Origin of the sequence: Pseudomonas cuatrocienegasensis (assembly GCF_900110925.1) — a bacterium.
In the GTDB taxonomy this organism is placed as follows: domain Bacteria; phylum Pseudomonadota; class Gammaproteobacteria; order Pseudomonadales; family Pseudomonadaceae; genus Aquipseudomonas; species Aquipseudomonas cuatrocienegasensis.
On sequence record NZ_FOFP01000002.1, the window covers coordinates 152977 to 171306 of the forward strand.

Sequence of the window (18330 nt, forward strand, 5' to 3'; positions counted from 1 at the left end):
GCGCCACGCTCTCAGCTCTTGGCAATCCCGGTAATGGTCACGCCAAAGCGGGTCAGCAGGCGCACCGCGGGGATACTCGGGTCGTCCTGACTGTCGCCGAACTCGCCGCGCTCCAGGTGCGTTTCAGCCCAGTCGAGGAGGAAGGCCACCGCCTCGTCCATGCTGGGTTGTTCGGCCGACTTCATGTCGACGGTGGTGGTGGTGTTGTCCCGGTTGTAAGTCAATGTCCAGTGCGCCATGAGCGACTCTCCTGTGCTGGGCAAAATGCTGAGTTACCTGTTAGACAGGCGCAGGTCTCGGCGTTCGAGAAGTTTTCGCCGTTTCACACAGCAGGCAGCCCAATCACTTAACTCGCCAGCAAGTGCGCCATACCCGCGAAGATCTGTGTCATGGCCTGCGGGTCACGTCCTGGCCCGCCGGCGCAATGGCCCCAGTCCGACTGCAGCACACGCAACTCGGCGCCTCTGATCAGGCTGGCCTCGTGGCGCGCATCGTCAACGGTAAAGTACAGATCACTGCTGCCCGGCATGATCAACGTGCGCGCCTCAATGCAGCCCAGCGTGCCCGCCAGCTCATCGCCCAGCCAAGCCCTCTGCCAGGCGTGCAATACGCAGAGCAGGTCATTGGCATCCTGTTGCAAGTGGTCGTCTTCCCAATAAGCCAGTAACGCCTCGATCGTGTCGAAACCCAGCTCACGGTAGAGGCCGTTGCGGTAGAACGCCTGGGAATAGGCCCAGCCAGCGTACACCCGGGCGAAGGCGCGCAGACCGGCGACGGGCGGTTGCTGGTAGCGCCCCTGCTGCCAGGCGGCATCGGCGCAAAGCGCAGCTTTTACGCCATCGAGGAATACACGGTTGTGCGGCCAGCACTGCGCCGTGGCGCAGATCGGCAGAATCCGCGCGACCCGCTGCGGGTGGGCCATGGCCCAGGCAAAGGCCTGCATGCCGCCCATCGACCAGCCTGCCACCAGAGCCAGGTGCCACTCACCGAACAGCGCATCAAGCAGGCGACGCTGCGCCTCGACATTGTCCACCAGAGCGATCTGCGGGAAGTCCGCCCCACCCTGCCCCGCGCCGGCCGTACTCGGTGAGCTGGACCAGCCAGCGCCGAGCATACTGGTCAGCACCACGCAGTAGTCGCCGCTGGCCAGGGGGCTGCCCGCACCAAGCAGGGGCAGGTTGCCCCAATGTGTACCACCGTAGTAGCTGGGCAGCAGCGCGATATTGTCCCGCGCCGCGTTCGCCTGGCCGACCACCTGGTAACAAAGCTGCGCATCACGCAGCACCTGGCCATTCTGCAGCGGCAGGTCGCCGAGCTGCATAAAGTTTTTTTCTTTAATCAATTCAATCATCTAGCAAACCCTCGCAAAACCTCGAGAAGAACCGCGTGTCTCGCCCACAGCGTCGCGGCGCCATTTTATATACACGCTGGCATGTATGTTGAATGAAGGATTCGTGCCAGGGCGCCCCGCGCCACGACCTAATCCATGGAGACGCCAGTCATGAGTCACAACCCCGCAGCCGAGAACCTGAAACACAGCCTGCAGGCCAAAGGTGTGAAATACGCCATGGCCAGCTACGTCGATATCCACGGCGTGATCAAGGGCAAGTTCGTGCCCCTGTCGCACCTTGGGCAGATGCTGGGTGGCTCCGAGCTGTACACCGGCGCAGCCCTGGACGGCGTGCCCCAGGACATCAGCGACAACGAAGTGGCCGCCATGCCCGACCCGGCCAGCGTTATCCAGTGCGCCTGGAACAAGGACCTGGCCTGGTTCGCCAGCGACCTGTACCTGGATGGCAAGCCCTTCGCCGCCTGTTCACGGGGCGCACTGAAGCGCCAGACCGATGCCGCCGCCGCCATGGGCTACACCTTCAACCTGGGTATCGAAACCGAGTTCTTTATCTACAAAGACAGCGCCGATGGCGGCTTCGAGCCGATCAGCGCCCGCGACGACCTGGCCAAGCCCTGTTACGACCCGCGCGGCTTGATGGACAACATGCACATCATCGGCGAGCTGGTCGAGGCGCTGAACGACATCGGCATGGACGTCTACTCCTTCGACCATGAAGACGCCAATGGCCAGTTCGAGACCGACTTCAAATACGCCGACGCCCTGACCATGGCCGACCGCTTCGTGTTCTTCCGCATGCTGGCCAACGAAATCGCCCGCAAACACGGCGCCTTCGCCAGCTTTATGCCCAAGCCCTCGGCCAAACGTACCGGCAGCGGCGCGCACTACAACATGTCGCTGGCCGACCGCGAGACCGGGCGCAACCTGTTCGAGCCCGACGGCGACGACCTGCACGACTGCGGCGTGAGCAAGCTCGGCTACCACTTCATCGCCGGCGTGCTCAAGCATGCCCAGGCGATCTGCGCGGTGATCGCACCGACCGTCAACAGCTACAAGCGCCTGGTGCGCAAGGGCAGCATGTCCGGCTCCACCTGGGCGCCGGTGTTCGTCTGCTACGGCAACAACAACCGCACCAACATGCTGCGCATCCCCTCCCAGGGCGGCCGGGTGGAATGCCGCGCTGCCGACATCGCCAGCAACCCCTACCTGGGCGCGGCGATGATCCTCGCCGCCGGCCTGGAAGGCGTGCGCGAGCAGTTGGAGCCCGGCTTGCCGCACCGCGAGAACATGTACAACTACAGCGAAAAGCAGGTCGCCGAGATGAACATCGAGTGCCTGCCACGCACCCTGAGCGAAGCCATCGATGCCTTCGAGAAAGACCCACTGAGCCGCGAAGTCTTCGGCGACAGCCTGTTCCAGGCCTTCGTCGACTTCAAACGCGACGAATGGAATGCCTACCACACCCACGTTTCCGACTGGGAAATCCAGCGCTACCTGAAATTCTTCTGATGCTTTTCTCGATTGCACAAGGAGCCACCCCATGCCGTTCAAGACGCTGAAAACCCTGCTCTGCGCCACCAGCCTGGCCTGCGCCAGTTTGCTGCCAATCGCCGCGCACGCCGAGCAAAAGCAACAGTTCAACCTGGCCTGGACCATCTACGCCGGCTGGATGCCGTGGAAGTACGCCGATGAGTCGGGAATCATGAAGAAGTGGGCCGACAAGTACGGGATCGAGGTGAAAATCACCCAGATCAACGACTACGTCGAGTCGATCAACCAGTTCAGCGCTGGGCAGTTCGACGCCGTGGTGCTGACCAGCATGGACGCCCTGTCGATTCCCGCTGCCGGTGGTGTCGACAGCACCGCGCTGATCGTCGGCGATTACTCCAACGGCAACGACGGCATGGTGATGAAGGACAGCGCCGACCTGAAAACCCTCAAGGGGCAGAAGGTCAACCTGGTCGAGCTGTCGGTTTCGCATTACCTGCTGGCCCATGCGCTGGACAGCGTCGGCCTCAGCGAGCGCGACGTGCAGGTGGTCAACACCTCGGACGCCGACATTGTCGGCGCCTTCGCCAGCCCGGACGTGCGCAATGTAGTGACCTGGAACCCGCTGCTCGATGAGGTCGCGGCCATGCCCGGCAGCCACCGGGTCTTCGACTCCAGCCAGATCCCTGGCCATATCAAGGACCTGACCCTGGCCAATACCCAGACCCTGGCCGACAACCCGGCCTTCGGCAAAGCCGTGGTCGGCGCCTGGTACGAAGTCATGGGCATTCTCGCCAGCAACACCGAAGCCGGGGCCAAGGCCCGCGCGTTTCTCGGCGAAGCCTCGGGCACCGACCAGGCTGGCTACGAGTCGCAGCTCAAGGGCATGAAGATGTTCTGGACCCCCGCCGACTCCCTGGCCTTTATCGAAAGCCCGGAGGCGCTCAGCGCCATGGACAGCGTACGCCAGTTCTCCTTCGCCCACGGCCTGCTCGGCGAGGGTGCTTCGAGTGTCGATTTCATCGGCATCAGCCTGCCCAAGGGCAAGTTGCTGGGCGATGCTGATAACGTCAAACTGCGCTTCGACACCACCTATATGCAGATGGCCCACGACGGCAAACTCTAACGTCAGGCCCGCGGCGTAAACCTCGCGGGCCACCATCGCCGACTGAAGATCCGCATGCGCAGAACCAAAGAAGACGCCGAAAAAACCCGCCTGAAAGTCATCGAAGCAGCCCTTGAGCTGTTCAGCAAACATGGCTACTCGCACACCACCCTGGCGATGATCGCCAGTGCCGCCGGTTTTAGCCGTGGCCCCATCTACTGGCACTTCAAGAACAAGGACGAACTCTACGAGGCCGTTCTGCACTACTCCCAGGAACCGCTGGAGCAACTGGTGGCGCAGAGCATGGCGCTGCAGGCCACACCTGTGCAGGCCATCCAGTACCTGTGCCAGCACTGGTTCAGCCTGCTGCTGGAAAATCCCTGGCACCGCCAATCGTTCGAGATTCTGCTGAACAAGACCGAGCTGACCGCCGAAATGGCCGGCACGGTGCGCCGCGAACGCAAACTCACGCGGCTGATCGTGCGCAGCCTGAGCAGCCTTATCGATCAGGGCAAAACCCTCGGCGAACTCCCCGAACAGGACAGCGAGCAGAGCGCGATCCTGCTCTATACCGCACTGATGGGCGTCACCCACACCTGGCTGCTCGACCCCAAACTGTTCAGCCTGAAAAAAACTGCCGACGCCTTCAGCGCGCGCCTGATCAAACTGCTGGCTTAGCCGCCTGGGCCTGCTGGAGCAGATCGCACACCCTGTGTAGCAGCGCGTCGGGCGCATAAGGTTTGGCTAACAAATTGACCTCAGGGGCCAACTGACGGTTATGCGAAAGCATGTCGCGGGTGTGCCCCGAGGTAAACAGCACCGGAATTGGCGGCGTCTGCAGACGCGCCCACTGCGCCAGGTTGGCGCTCTTCAGATGGCCGGGCATGACCACATCGGTAAAGATCAGGTCGACCGCCAGGCCTCTGTCGAGCAGCGCCATGGCCTCATCGGCATTGCCCGCCACCTGTACCTGATAGCCCGCGTGCTGGAGCAGCTCGACCACGGTCGTGCGCACGCTCACATCGTCTTCCACCACCAGAATCATCGCCTGCTCGCACAGCGGCTCCACACACGCAGACGGCCCGTCGGGCTGCTCGCTGGCCAGGCTGCGCGGGAAATACAAATCGACCCGGGTTCCCACACCGAGCTGACTATCGATCTCGATATGCCCGCCACTCTGTTTGACGAAGCCGAACACCATGCTCAGCCCCAGACCCGTGCCGTGGCCATCGGCCTTGGTGGTGAAGAATGGCTCGAAGGCGTGCTCCAGCACCTGTGGCGACATGCCCTGGCCACGGTCGCACACCGACAGCCGCACGTACTCGCCAGGTGCCAACTCGCGCCCCTTGCAGGCCGGCTCATCCAGGCAAATGTTTTCACCGCTCAACAGGATGATGCCCTCGCCCTGCAAGGCATCGCGAGCATTGAGCACCAGGTTGAGCACGGCATTTTCCAGCTGGTTGCGGTCGACCCGAATATTCCACGGGGCCGGCGGCAACTGCACCTGAACTTCGATGGTTTCGCCCAGAGCGCGCTGCAGCAGCTCGCCCACGCCGTCGTACAGCCGTTGCAGGCTGTATACCCGGGGCGACAATTGTTGGCGCCGGGCGAAGGCCAGCAGCTGCGCCGACAACTTGGCGCCGCGCTCGACGCCGGCGATGGCCGCGTCCACCCGCCGCTGCACGGCAGGATTATCGGCTTGCTGACGCTTGAGCATGTGCAGATTGCCGCCGATCACCTGCAGCACATTATTGAAGTCATGGGCCACCCCACCTGTCAGGCCGCCGATGGCTTCGAGTTTCTGCGACTGGCGCAGGCGCTCTTCGGCCAGCGAACGAGCCTGCACTTCGTCCTCCACGCGCTGCTCCAGAGTGCGAGTCAGTTGCAGCAGGGCGGTTTCGGCCACTTTGCGTTCGTGAATGTCGATCAATACACCGGGAAAGCGCAGAGCCTGGCCATGCCCGTCGTACTCGCAACGACCACTGGCCAGGACCCACAGGTAAGCGCCATCTTCACGACGAATGCGGTATTCAGCGCTGTAGGGCTCACCGGTACGGATGGTCAGATCCACCAGGCGAGCGACCCGCTCGCGGTCGTCCGGGTGAATCGCCTCGGCCTTGCGGGCCATAGGTACACCATTCTGCGCGTCGGCCAGGACAAAGCCGAAGGTGCGAGCGAAGCGCTCATCACCTGTCAGCAAACCCGATTCGATGTCCCAGACGAAACAACCGAGCAAGGCACCGGCATTGAGTGCGAGTTGCAGGCGCTCATTCGCTACCCGGTAGGCCGTCTCGGCCAGTTGCTTCTGACGCTCGGCGATCACGTGATCAGTGGTTTCGACAACAATCGCCAGCACTCCGCCTGGCGCACCATCGTCGTCGGCAAGCGGGCTGTAGAACAGATCAAGCCAGACCGTTTCCGCCTCGCCATGGCGAAACAGCACCAGCTCCTTGCTGCGATAGACCAGCGTCCCGCCAGCTAAACAGGTATCCACTACTTCACGGTTGAAGTCCGCCACCTCGGGCCAACCCAGCTCAACCGGTTTGCCAAGCAACTGCGGGTGACGTCCGCCGGCAAATACCGCGTAAGCATCGTTATAGATCATGTAACCAGCCGGGCCCCAGAGCATCACCATCGGCTGGGGTGAGCCCAACAGCAATTGCACGGCAGCACGCAGGCTTGCGGACCAGGTGCCCAGCGGCCCTAAATCCGTGGTCGACCAATCGAAAGCGCGAATACGCTCGGACATTTCGCCACGCCAACCCTGGCAGCCGTGACTTTGGGAAAGAAAAGGCATCACTGAATACTCTGCAAGAACGGAGCTGTCATCGCCGGCTCAATCTGCCTTTGAAGGGTAGTAGCGCAAATGGTTGCAGTGATCATTCTGGCATGACGGCAAAATGCGACCCAGCACAGAAAATACCGGCGATGCGTAGAGGCTGCACAAATATCGCCAGCTCTCAGGGTGCCTAGGAGCCTGTCGGACTTGACCGTTCGTAGCGAGGGAAAGACCGGTTTGCGACAGTTTTGCTGCTTTACCGAGGCGAATAGCGAGCTATTTAACGAGGGAAGGCAGCAAAAATGGCCAAATCCGGCTTTTCCGCAGTAGAACAGTGTTAAGTCCGACAGGCTCCTAGAGCACAGCGCCCTCCTGCGTCCTGCTCCTGGAAAGCCCGCAAAGGCCCACTACAGCAGGCCCGGAGCGCTTTACCGCTTCGCTAAGCATCTGACTAATCAACACTTTTTCAAAAACAAAGGTTGACACAAGCCCGCCAATGCATAGAATGGGCGCCGCGGGATGGAGCAGTCTGGTAGCTCGTCGGGCTCATAACCCGAAGGTCGTCGGTTCAAATCCGGCTCCCGCAACCAGATTCAAACAATCAAGGCTACTCGAAAGAGTGGCCTTTTTTGTGCGCGCTTGTTTTTCGCTATTTAAGTATTTGATTAAAAAGCAGAAATTCATTGACAACATAACCGAGATGCATAGAATGGGCGTCGCGGGATGGAGCAGTCTGGTAGCTCGTCGGGCTCATAACCCGAAGGTCGTCGGTTCAAATCCGGCTCCCGCAACCAGATTCAAACAATCAAGGCTACTCGAAAGAGTGGCCTTTTTTGTGCCTGGGATTTGTCGATCATCCAGACAGCCCCCACTTCCCGAGAACCCAGCGCCCCACTATGCTGAGCCGCACTGCCCACGAGGTATCCGATGCGCGCCCGCTCTGCTGAAACCCCGCCCCCTGCTGCGCCCCTCACACCACTGCCCACTTCCACACGCTGGCGAGACATCCTCAGCCGCTACCGACAGCCACTCGGTGTGGCGGTCGCTTTACTGCTGTTCGCCATCGCCCTGCTGGCCTGTCGGCATCTACTCGATGAACTGGACCCAGCGGCATTAGGTGACGCACTGATATCCATTGCACCCAGCAACCTGCTGGCAGCTATCGGCATGACTGCCGTGGGCTTCGCCGCCTTGCTGACTTATGAATGGTCTGCCAGTCGCTACGCCGCTGTTCAGCTCCCCAGGCCAACCCTGGCGCTGGGCGGTTTCTGCGCATTCGCCATCGGCAATGCGGTCGGCCTGTCGATGCTCTCTGGCGGCTCGGTGCGCTATCGCCTCTACAGCCGCCATGGCCTGGGCGCTGGCGATATTACCCGGATGACCCTGTTCGCCAGCCTGTCACTGGGTTGCAGCCTGCCGCTGCTGGCCGCCATCGCGGCTTTGGTCGACTTGCCCGATGCGGCCGCCGCCCTGCGCCTGCCCGAGCCACTGCTGGCTGGCGTGGCGGTGGCCATTCTGCTGGCGGCTAGCGGTATGCTCGCCTGGCTTTATCATGGCCGCCTGGCTGAACAGCCGTTTCCCCATAGCCTGCTGACGCGCCTGCGCGGGCGCCTGCTGCGCCTGCCCAGTACCCGTCTGAGCGCCTTGCAATTGCTGATCAGCGCCATCGATGTCAGCGCCGCCGCCGCCGTGCTCTACCTGCTGCTGCCAGAAGCCCCGCCGTTCGGCGCCTTCCTGGTGGTCTATCTGCTCGCCCTGGCCGCCGGCGTGCTCAGCCATGTCCCCGGCGGTGTTGGGGTGTTCGAAGCGGTGCTGCTGGCCGCGTTCGCCGGGCAACTGGGCACCGCGCCCCTGGCGGCGGCATTGCTGCTGTACCGCCTGATTTATATCGTTGCCCCCTTGCTGCTGGCGTGCCTGCTGCTGCTCGCCGTCGAACTGCGCCGCGTGCTCGCTACTCACCAGGCGGTGCGTGCCGCCTCGGGGCTGGCGGCGCCGGTGCTGGCGCTGCTGGTGTTTATCTCCGGCATGGTGCTGCTGTTTTCCGGCACCACCCCGAGCGCCGACAGCCGCCTGGCAGATCTGGGTTTTCTGATTCCCCATCGTCTGATTGATGCCTCGCACTTCGGCGCCAGCCTGGTCGGCATGCTCTGCCTGCTGCTGGCCCAGGGCCTGCGTCGACGCCTGTCAGCAGCCTGGGCATTGACCCTGGCCTTGTTGCTGGCCGGCAGCCTGCTCTCCCTGCTCAAGGGCTTCGACTGGGAAGAGGCCAGCCTGCTGGCAATCACCGCAGCACTGCTGGCGCTGTTCCGGCCGTACTTCTATCGCCCCAGCCGCCTGACCGAGCTGCCCTTCTCACCCTGGCACCTGGCCGCCAGTGCCAGCGTCCTCGCAGCGTCGGTGTGGCTACTGCTATTCGCCTATCAGGATGTGCCCTACGGCCACGAACTCTGGTGGCAGTTCGCCCTGGACGCCGACGCTCCCCGCGGCCTGCGCGCCGCACTGGGCAGTGCCCTGTTGCTGATTATTGTGGTGCTGTCCTGGCTGCTGCGCGCCGCGCCGCCGGCCATCACCCTGCCCGACACCGCCGCCCTGGACCAGGCCGCGCAGATCCTCCGGGCCTCGAGTCAGCCCGATGGCGGCCTGGCCCTGACCGGTGACAAAGCGCTGCTGTTCCACAGTACGGGCGAGGCCTTCCTGATGTACGCCCGCCACGGCCGCAGCATGATCGCGCTGTTCGACCCCATCGGCCCCGCACTGCAGCGCGCCGAACTGATCTGGCAGTTTCGCGACCTCTGCGACCGCCACCACACCCGTCCGGTGTTCTACCAGGTACGCGCGGAGAGCCTGCCGTACTACATGGACATCGGCCTGACTGCCCTCAAGCTCGGCGAAGAAGCGCGGGTCGACCTGCAACGCTTTGACCTGGACAGCCCTGGCAAGGCCATGAAAGACCTGCGCTACACCTGGAACCGCGGCCAGCGCGACGGTCTGCAGCTGGATGTGCACGCCCCCGGCGAAGCCCCGCTGGAAGAGCTGCGCGGCATTTCCGATGCGTGGCTGGAAGGCAAGAATGTGCGCGAAAAAGGCTTCTCCCTCGGGCGCTTCGACAGCGCTTACCTGGCCCGCTTCTCGATTGCGGTGATTCGCTTCCAGGGGCGCGCGGTGGCCTTCGCCAACCTGCTGGAGACCGACAGCCTGGAGCTGGCCAGCCTGGACCTGATGCGCGTGCTACCGGATGCACCCAAGCTGACCATGGAGTTCCTTATGCTCGGCCTGCTGCAGCATTACAAAGCCCGCGGGGTGGCGCGCTTCAGCCTGGGCATGGTGCCGCTCTCCGGCTTGCAACCACGGCGCGGCGCCCCCATGACCCAACGCCTGGGCGCGATGCTGTTCCAGCGCGGCGAAAGCTTCTACAACTTCCAGGGCCTGCGCCGCTTCAAGGACAAGTTCCAGCCGGACTGGGAGCCACGCTATATGGCCGTACCGGCGGGCCTTGATCCATTGGTGGCGCTGGCCGACACCGCCGCACTGATTGCCGGTGGTTATACCGGCCTGGTCAAACGCTGAGGTTTTCCATGCAGACACGTACACCGCGCGCCGTTCTGTTGCTGCTGATCGCCCTCCTGCTCGGCGGCGCCCTGGCGGCCTGGCTACTGACCCGCAGCCCGGCACAGGCCGAACTGCGCAGCCTGCAGCTTGCCGATGGTAGCCAGTTGACTGTCGCCGAACCGGCCGGCACGCCCCGCCAGCGTGTACTGCTGGCCCTTACCGCCGAGCAAGCCATGACACCTACCGCGTTGATGGCGCTGGCCGAATCAAGCGGCGCGCGCCTGGCGCAACTGCAGTTGCCAGCCAACGACTGCGCCCTGCAAGCCCAGCGCCTGCAGCAAGCCAGCACAGCCTTGGATGGCCCGGTCGATCTAATCGCCGGTATCGGCCCTGGCGCCGCATTGGCCTGGCGCTGGCTGGCCGAGCAAAGCAGCGATCAGGCCCAGGCGCTGTCCATCGGTTTCAGCCTGCAACAGCCGGACTGCGCCACGCCACTGCCCGAGCAGGCCGCGCATGGCCGCTGGCATGTGGCCTGGAACAACAACCCGGACGACGCCAGCGCCCGTTTCGCCCGCGAGCAGGCGAACGCCGATACGCAGATCAGCGATTACAGCACCAGCCTCGAACAACTGCTGCAAAGCCAACTGCAGCGTCTGCTGAACGGCCAGGCCGCCGACTTACCCGTGGTCGAAGTCGTCGCAAAACCCGCATCGGCCGACGTCGCCCTGTTCTATTCCGGCGACGGCGGCTGGCGCGACCTGGACCGCGACCTGGCGGCCGAACTGGCCAAACGCGGCCAATCAGTGGTCGGCATCGACTCGTTGCGCTACTTCTGGCAGCACAAGAGCCCCGAACAGGGCGCCCAGGACCTCAGCCGTCTGATGCACGACTATCAAGCCAAATGGGGCGCCACGCGCTTTACCCTGATTGGCTTCTCCTTTGGCGCCGACGCCCTGCCCGCCTTCTACAACCGCCTGCCCGCTGAAGACCAGCAACGCGTCGAACACATCATCCTGATCGCCGCGGCACGCAGCGGCAGTTTCGAGATAGAGGTACAAGGTTGGCTGGGCAAGGCAGGCAGCGAAGCCGCCACCGGCCCCGAACTGCGCAAACTGCCGGCGGACAAACTGCTGTGCATCTATGGCAGCGAAGAGGCCCCGCAAAGCGGCTGTACCCTGCCCAACCTGCCCGGCGAACAGCTGCAGATCAGCGGCGGCCACCACCTCGACGGCAACTACGCCGCCCTGGCCGAGCATCTGCTAAGCCTGCCTTAAACCAGACGACCGGGCGCTGCACAGGCGATTGCAGCGCTGGGTAACGGTAAAGCTGGAAAAGGCGCAGGTACGCCGCTAGAATTGCGCACTTTTTGATCAGAGGCGTCCCAGCGCCCGCTCCGTCTTAGCCCTGAGGTTCGCCCGCATGACCACCGCCACCACGCCGAAAGTCGGCTTTGTCTCCCTTGGCTGCCCAAAGGCCTTGGTCGATTCCGAACGCATCCTGACCCAGCTGCGCATGGAGGGCTACGACGTGGTCTCCAGCTACCAGGACGCTGACGTGGTGGTGGTCAATACCTGTGGCTTTATCGACAGCGCCAAGGCCGAGTCGCTGGAGGTGATCGGTGAAGCGATCAAAGAAAACGGCAAGGTCATCGTCACCGGCTGCATGGGCGTAGAGGAAGGCACTATCCGTGATGTGCACCCCAGCGTGCTGTCGGTCACCGGCCCGCAGCAGTATGAGCAGGTGGTCAATGCCGTGCACGACGTGGTGCCGCCACGCCAGGACCATAACCCGCTGATCGACCTGGTACCGCCCCAGGGCATCAAGCTGACCCCGCGCCACTACGCCTACCTGAAGATTTCCGAAGGCTGCAACCACAGCTGCAGCTTCTGCATCATCCCCTCGATGCGCGGCAAGCTGGTCAGCCGTCCCGTGGGTGAAGTGCTGAATGAGGCCGAGCGCCTGGTCAAATCGGGCGTCAAAGAGCTGCTGGTGATCAGTCAGGACACCAGCGCCTACGGCGTGGACATGAAATACAAGACCGACTTCTGGAACGGCCAGCCGGTGAAAACCCGTATGACCGAACTCTGCCAGGCGCTCTCGACCCTGGGCGTGTGGGTGCGCCTGCACTACGTTTACCCCTACCCGCACGTCGATGAGCTGATCCCGCTGATGGCCGCCGGCAAGATCCTGCCGTACCTCGACATCCCCTTCCAGCATGCCAGCCCGAAAGTGCTCAAGGCGATGAAGCGCCCGGCGTTCGAGGACAAGACCCTGGCGCGGATCAAGAGCTGGCGCGAGATCTGCCCCGAGCTGACCATCCGCTCGACCTTTATCGTCGGTTTCCCCGGCGAGACCGAAGAAGACTTCCAGTACCTGCTCAACTGGCTGACCGAAGCCCAGCTCGACCGCGTCGGCTGCTTCCAGTACAGCCCGGTCGAAGGCGCACCAGCCAATGACCTGGATCTGGATGTGGTGCCGGACGAGGTCAAACAGGACCGTTGGGACCGCTTTATGGCCCACCAGCAGGCCATCAGCACGGCCCGCCTGCAGCTCAAGGTCGGCAAGGAGATGGAGGTACTGATCGATGAAGTCGACGATCAGGGCGCCGTGGCCCGCTGCTACGCCGATGCCCCGGAAATCGACGGCAGCGTGTTTATCGCCAGCACCGCCGTCAGCCCCGGCGACAAGGTGCGCGTGCGCATTGTCGACGCTGACGAATACGACATGTGGGCTGAACTGGTGTAAACACCGCGCCTGGTCCGCCAACTGAATGCAAAAACGCCCCGCACTGCGGGGCGTTTTGCATTAACCATCTGCGGCCTGGTCACGCTCGGGAGCGGCTAGAACCTGTGCACCAGGAACCAGCCGCCGGCGTTGGTGCGCACGGCGCACCCTACGTGATGCGTCAGCACACGCCAGCCTAGGCCAGCGCGGGTTACAGGCGGAAGCGGCTGACCATCATCTGCAACTGATTGCCCAGGCGCGCCAGTTCGACCGTGGCGCGAGCGGTTTCGTCGCTGGCATTGGCGGTCTGCTCGGAGACATCGCGTACGCTGAGAATGCTGCGACTGATCTCTTCAGCCACTGCGCTCTGCTGCTCCGCAGCGGCGGCAATCTGCTGGTTCATCGACTGGATGTTGGACACGGTGCGGGTGATGCTTTCCAGCGAGCCACCGGCACGTCGGGTCAGCTCGACACTGCTTTCGGTCAGAGTACGGCTGCTATTGAGGATGCCGGCCACCTGCTGGGTGCCACTCTGCAAGCCTGCCACCAGGCCTTCGATCTCCTCGGTGGATTTCTGCGTCCGCTGGGCCAACCCGCGCACCTCATCGGCCACCACGGCAAAACCGCGCCCTGCCTCACCGGCACGGGCCGCTTCGATGGCGGCGTTGAGCGCCAGCAGGTTGGTCTGCTCGGCCACCGCCTTGATCACGTCCATGACACTGCCGATCTTGTTGCTTTCCTTCTGCAACGCACCCATGGCCTCGGTGGAGCGACCCACTTCAGCGGCCAGCCGCTCGATCTGCGCGATGGCTTCGGCGACCACCTTATCGCCGCTGCGCGCTTCATGATCGGCATCCGTGGCCGCGCGCGAGGCCTCTTCGGCATTGCGCGCCACTTCCTGCACGGTGGCCGACATTTCGTGCATGGCCGTGGCGACCTGGTCGGTCTCGCTCTTCTGGTTATTGGCGCCGGCGCTGGTCTGCGCCGTTACCGCCGAGAGCTCCTCAGCAGCGCTGCTGATCTGGCTGACGCCATCACGAATACCGCCAATCAGCTCGCGCAAAGTGCTGCCCATACGCTGCACGCCCTGCTGCAGTACGCCCAACTCATCGCGACGGGGCACCGGCATACCGGGGGTCAGGTCACCCGCGGCAATGCGTTCGACTTCTGCCAGGGTTGCCTGCAATGGGCGGGTGATCTGCCGGGTGATCAGCCAAGCCGCGAGTACGCCCAGCAACAGCGCCAACAAGGTGGCACCGAGTTGCAAGGTGCGCGCATTGGCACTTTCAATGGCCAGACGCTCAGTCTGAAAGCTGTACAGCTGCTCGCTGATCTTGACGATATCAGTGCCCTGCACCGTCATTTCCTGACGTGCCCGAGCAATGGCCTGGGTCGCATCACGCAGCGCCACGACCGCGTCGCGGTATTGAGCGAGTGTGCGTTCGATCTGCGCAACCGCGCTTTGCTGAGCGCCGCTGAAGGCGCGATCCAGATCAGCCATGCCATCAATGATGGCAGTGGCCCCCTGCATCATGGCCCGTTCATTATCGGCGCTGGGATTGTCGTTATAGACACTCACCAGGTGCTGCAACTCCAACAGGTCAGCACGGCTGTCGCTAATCGCCTGATATTGAGCGAAGCGCTGCGGGTCGAACTCGGGCAACTGGACCACGGCAGCGGAAATCTGACGAATTTGCGCCGCACCGTCGACAGCGCTCTGCTCCAGTGTGGCCTCAGCGGCGTTGGCCGACTTGTAGGCCTCACGCATAGCATTGAGAGACACCTGGTAGGCGTCATTAATCGCCCCCTGCTGCTTGAGCAGAGCTACGTTGACCGGATTCTTGAAGGAAGCCTGTAACGCCTCCTGCCGAGCGATATAGGTATCCAGCGTCGACTGCAAACGCTCGGCACTGGACAGGTCGCCACCAGCAATCATGTACTGCAAACGCGCCACGCGCAGGTTGGTCAGACTGCTGTTGAGGTGGGTGATATCGGTCATCCAGCCGGCCCGCTGGATCAGGCTGCCGAGGCTGTTCCAGCCGGTCCAGGCCATTACAACAGTGAGCGCGAGAACAACGCCAAAGCCCAGCAGAAGCTTACGGGTGACACTGATATTGCCAAACCAGGTATTCATGAACCTACATCTCCAACTTACTTTTTAGGGCCAATTCAGCAGCTGGAGTTGTTGTTGTAACAGCGCGTCTGGGCAAGGCTGCCGAGTGCTCGGCAGAGGTGCAATAGCTAGATCGGTACTACCAATGGGTAGTTCCAACTTGTAACGCTTGCAGTGTAAACGATGAATCGTTTCACCTGAATGCTCCAGCGTAGCAATGCGCCATATTTCAAGCGCCAAATTACCACCTCCCGACAGACGGACTGCTGCGACTCACGTGATGCAACGAGCTTGTGATCGGCCTGACGGCTGGTTAACGTGGCCGGCTTAGCCAGGAGATCCCCCATGCGCTTGTACCGCCCCATGCTGTTTGCCCTGCTGCCCTTGTTCGCCAGTTGCCAGGTGTTTACCGAGCGCAGCGTCGACCCAGGCGCTCACCACACACGCCTGCAGGGCGAGATCAGCCGTCAGGGTGATCAGTTGCTGCTGCGGCCTTGCCAGGAGCAACGCCGCTTCGTTATCGAGGGGAGCCAGAGCGACCTGGCCCGCGAGGCCGCGCCGCTGTTCGCCGCGGGTGCCACGCAGTTGTTTGCCGATGTGCGCGGGCAACTCGGCGGCACGCCCCAGGCTGGGGTGGACGGCTCGCTTGACGTCAGTCGCCTGTACCAACTGAACCATGAAGGACCGGGCTGCGAAGACCCCAACTTCAAGCGCCTGCTGATCCAGGCCAGCGGCCATGAGCCAGACTGGCAGCTAAACGCCAGCGGCCGTGGTCTGGTCCTCAATCGTCCCGGCCAAGCACCCCTGGCCCTGCCCTACCTGGAAGAACAGCTGCCGGACGGGCGCCTCAATCTCACCAGCGAAGCCAACGGCCAGCGCCTGGAGCTCTGGGCCGCCCCCGGCCGCTGCGTGGACAGCATGAGTGGTAACGTCCAGCACCTGACGGCCGAACTGCGCCTGGACGGCCAGGTAATGCGCGGTTGCGCGCATTTTGGCGGCGCCCGCAACGACTGAAGCTGACGGTTCGATTGGCCAGTGATCGCAGGTATAATCGCCAGCTATCACCTTGCCGGGTTGCCTCCGGCCCATTCAGGACCGTCACCATGTTGCGCATCACCGAACTCAAGCTGCCCCTCGACCACCCCGAGGAGGCGCTGCGCCCTGCCATTGTCCAGCGTCTGGGAATTGCCGAGCACGAGCTACTGGCCTTTAGCCTGTTCAAGCGCAGCTACGATGCCCGGAAGAAATCCAGCGAAATCCTGTTTATCTACACTGTCGACTGCGAAGTGGTCGACGAAGCCGGCGTGCTCACGCGCCTGGCCGCTGACGTGCATGTCGGCCCCGCCCCGGATATTGCCTACAAACCAGTCGGCCAAGCGTCTGCCGACCTGAGCGAACGACCGCTGGTAGTGGGCTTTGGCCCCTGCGGCATCTTCGCCGCGCTGATCCTCGCCCAGGCCGGCCTCAAGCCCATCGTGCTTGAGCGCGGCCAGGAAGTGCGTCAGCGCACCAAGGACACCTGGGGCCTGTGGCGCAAGAATGTGCTCAACCCGGAATCCAACGTGCAGTTCGGTGAGGGCGGCGCCGGCACCTTTTCCGACGGCAAGCTGTACAGCCAGATCAAGGACCCCAAGCACTACGGTCGCAAGGTCCTGCAGGAATTCGTCAAAGCCGGTGCGCCCGAGGAAATCCTCTACGTCAGCAAGCCGCATATCGGCACCTTCCGCCTGACCGGCGTGGTCGCGACCATGCGCGAGGAGATCAAGGCCCTGGGCGGCGAAGTGCGCTTCCAGCAGCGCGTCAGCGATGTGCTGATCAACGATGGACAGGTGCAAGGCGTGGTACTGGAGAGCGGCGAAACCCTGCACAGCCGCCATGTCGTGCTGGCGCTGGGGCACAGTTCGCGGGATACCTTCCGCATGCTGCACAAGCGCGAGGTGTTTATGGAGGCCAAGCCGTTCTCGGTGGGCTTTCGCATCGAGCATCCCCAGGGCCTGATTGACCGAGCACGCCTGGGCAAGTACGCCGGCCACCCGAAACTTGGCGCCGCCGATTACAAACTGGTGCACCACGCCAAGAATGGCCGTTCGGTTTACAGCTTCTGCATGTGCCCGGGCGGCACCGTGGTGGCGGCCACCTCCGAAACGGGGCGCGTGGTCACCAACGGCATGAGCCAATACTCGCGCAACGAGCGCAATGCCAATGCCGGCATCGTCGTCGGCATCACCCCGGAGCAGGATTACCCCGGCGGCCCGCTGGCCGGCGTGGAGCTGCAGGAGCGCCTGGAATCCCAGGCCTACCTGCTCGGCGGCAGCACCTACGAGGCCCCGGCGCAACTGGTCGGCGACTTTATCGCCGGCACCGCGTCCAGCGCCCTGGGCAGTGTCGAGCCGTCCTACAAGCCGGGGGTGAAACTCGGCGATCTGGCGGCGGCGCTGCCGGCGTTCGCCATTGAGGCGATCCGCGAGGCGCTGCCGGCATTCGGCAAACAGATCAAGGGCTTCGACCTGCACGATGCGGTGCTGACCGGCATCGAAACGCGCACTTCCTCGCCCCTGCGCATCACCCGCGGCGATGACATGCAGAGCCTCAACGTCAAAGGCCTGTACCCGGCCGGCGAAGGCGCAGGCTATGCCGGCGGCATTCTCTCGGCAGGCGTCGACGGTATCCGCGTGGCCGAGGCCGTGGCCCAGAGCATGCTTCAGGGTTAACCCAGGCGCAGGCAACAGAGCGTGGTACGCCCCGATCCCTGGGGCCGCCGCGCCGGGTCGGCGTAGCTCAGCAACTCGCTAAAGCCGGCTTTGCGCATCATCCCCGCCGAGGCCGCGTTTTCCTCGTGACGCTCGATATAAATATCCTGCAGTCCCTGCTCTGCCAGTGCGGCAATCACCTGTTTCAGCAGCGTTGAACCAAGGCCACGCCCAGCAAGCGCCCGATGGGTAACGGCCTCGCAGATATAGGCGTGGGTCAGGTCCAGGCGGGACTGGGGTTGATAGCGGGCGAACGAGTCCGTACGGATATAACTGACAAAGCCAACCACCTCACCGTCGCAGTCGGCCAGCAAGGCGGCGACCTCACCGCTGGCAATGCCATTGAGGTGCGCAACCACCTCGTCATGCGGCAGGTGATTCCAGGGGTTGGGGCCGTGCTCGAAAAGCAGCGCGCACAAGGTCGCGATATCCTCAGCAGCGGCCGGTCTGATCAGCACATCCCTCATCGCA

Annotated in this window: 13 protein-coding genes, 2 tRNA genes and 1 pseudogene; 10 read left to right on the top strand and 6 right to left on the bottom strand. The window is 63.2% G+C overall.

Annotated features, from left to right (window positions below):
- Positions 1-11 precede the first annotated feature (11 nt).
- Both BMW49_RS03605 and BMW49_RS03610 read right to left on the bottom strand, forming a co-directional pair.
- The gene (locus BMW49_RS03605; protein ID WP_069515933.1) at positions 12-239 is read right to left on the bottom strand and encodes a hypothetical protein; all 228 of its coding nucleotides are present in this window, start codon (positions 237-239) and stop codon (positions 12-14) included.
- 107 nt (positions 240-346) lie between these two features.
- Entirely contained in the window at positions 347-1351 is a 1005-nt protein-coding gene (locus BMW49_RS03610) for an alpha/beta fold hydrolase (RefSeq protein ID WP_069515934.1), read from the bottom strand.
- 150 nt (positions 1352-1501) lie between these two features.
- Between BMW49_RS03610 and glnT the strand changes: the two genes are divergently transcribed.
- From glnT to BMW49_RS03625, 3 genes are read left to right on the top strand one after another with little or no spacing between them, the layout of a single operon-like run.
- Positions 1502-2860, top strand: a complete 1359-nt coding sequence (glnT, locus tag BMW49_RS03615; RefSeq protein ID WP_069515935.1) for a type III glutamate--ammonia ligase — start codon at positions 1502-1504, stop codon at positions 2858-2860.
- A 31-nt stretch (positions 2861-2891) separates the two neighbouring features.
- Entirely contained in the window at positions 2892-3965 is a 1074-nt protein-coding gene (locus BMW49_RS03620; protein ID WP_069515936.1) for a putative urea ABC transporter substrate-binding protein, read from the top strand.
- A gap of 54 nt (positions 3966-4019) precedes the next feature.
- Positions 4020-4622 carry a TetR family transcriptional regulator gene (locus BMW49_RS03625; protein ID WP_069515937.1) on the top strand — a complete coding sequence of 201 codons (603 nt, stop codon included), beginning with the start codon at positions 4020-4022 and terminating at the stop codon, positions 4620-4622.
- On the opposite strand, the gene BMW49_RS03630 is transcribed toward BMW49_RS03625, so the two are convergent.
- On the bottom strand, positions 4606-6741 hold the full coding sequence (locus BMW49_RS03630) for a hybrid sensor histidine kinase/response regulator (RefSeq protein ID WP_083251638.1): 2136 nt from the start codon (positions 6739-6741) through the stop codon (positions 4606-4608). The two genes, BMW49_RS03625 and BMW49_RS03630, sit on opposite strands and share 17 nt — an antisense overlap.
- A 495-nt stretch (positions 6742-7236) precedes the next feature.
- On the opposite strand from BMW49_RS03630, the gene BMW49_RS03635 reads away from it, so the two are divergent.
- The 5 genes from BMW49_RS03635 to rimO all read left to right on the top strand — a co-directional run bounded on the left by BMW49_RS03635 (position 7237) and on the right by rimO (position 13017).
- Positions 7237-7313, top strand: a tRNA-Met gene (locus BMW49_RS03635).
- Positions 7314-7440: 127 nt separating this feature from the next.
- Positions 7441-7517 (top strand) — tRNA-Met (locus tag BMW49_RS03640).
- A gap of 133 nt (positions 7518-7650) precedes the next feature.
- A complete protein-coding gene (mprF, locus tag BMW49_RS03645; RefSeq protein ID WP_069515939.1) occupies positions 7651-10290 on the top strand; it encodes a bifunctional lysylphosphatidylglycerol flippase/synthetase MprF in 2640 nt (879 codons plus the stop codon).
- 8 nt (positions 10291-10298) lie between these two features.
- A complete protein-coding gene (locus BMW49_RS03650) occupies positions 10299-11546 on the top strand; it encodes a virulence factor family protein (RefSeq protein WP_069515940.1) in 1248 nt (415 codons plus the stop codon).
- A gap of 145 nt (positions 11547-11691) precedes the next feature.
- Entirely contained in the window at positions 11692-13017 is a 1326-nt protein-coding gene (gene rimO / locus BMW49_RS03655) for a 30S ribosomal protein S12 methylthiotransferase RimO (protein WP_069515941.1), read from the top strand.
- A gap of 190 nt (positions 13018-13207) precedes the next feature.
- Here the strand turns inward: rimO and BMW49_RS25500 are convergent, their stop codons facing one another.
- Both BMW49_RS25500 and BMW49_RS25505 read right to left on the bottom strand, forming a co-directional pair.
- Positions 13208-14125, bottom strand: coding sequence for a methyl-accepting chemotaxis protein (locus BMW49_RS25500; protein WP_371850847.1), 918 nt, complete (start codon positions 14123-14125; stop codon positions 13208-13210).
- Positions 14111-15130 (bottom strand): annotated as a pseudogene (locus BMW49_RS25505) (methyl-accepting chemotaxis protein); the annotation flags it as partial. The pseudogene BMW49_RS25505 and the gene BMW49_RS25500, both read right to left, overlap by 15 nt.
- 324 nt (positions 15131-15454) lie before the next feature.
- Between BMW49_RS25505 and BMW49_RS03665 the strand changes: the two are divergent.
- Together BMW49_RS03665 and BMW49_RS03670 are read left to right on the top strand one after the other, a co-directional pair.
- Positions 15455-16123: a COG3650 family protein gene (locus tag BMW49_RS03665; protein ID WP_069515943.1), complete on the top strand. Its 669-nt coding sequence runs from the start codon at positions 15455-15457 to the stop codon at positions 16121-16123.
- A gap of 89 nt (positions 16124-16212) precedes the next feature.
- Positions 16213-17820, top strand: a complete 1608-nt coding sequence (locus BMW49_RS03670) for an NAD(P)/FAD-dependent oxidoreductase (RefSeq protein WP_069515944.1) — start codon at positions 16213-16215, stop codon at positions 17818-17820.
- Here BMW49_RS03670 and BMW49_RS03675 read toward each other — a convergent pair.
- On the bottom strand, positions 17817-18326 hold the full coding sequence (locus BMW49_RS03675; RefSeq protein WP_090390850.1) for a GNAT family N-acetyltransferase: 510 nt from the start codon (positions 18324-18326) through the stop codon (positions 17817-17819). The two genes, BMW49_RS03670 and BMW49_RS03675, sit on opposite strands and share 4 nt — an antisense overlap.
- Positions 18327-18330: the final 4 nt, after the last annotated feature.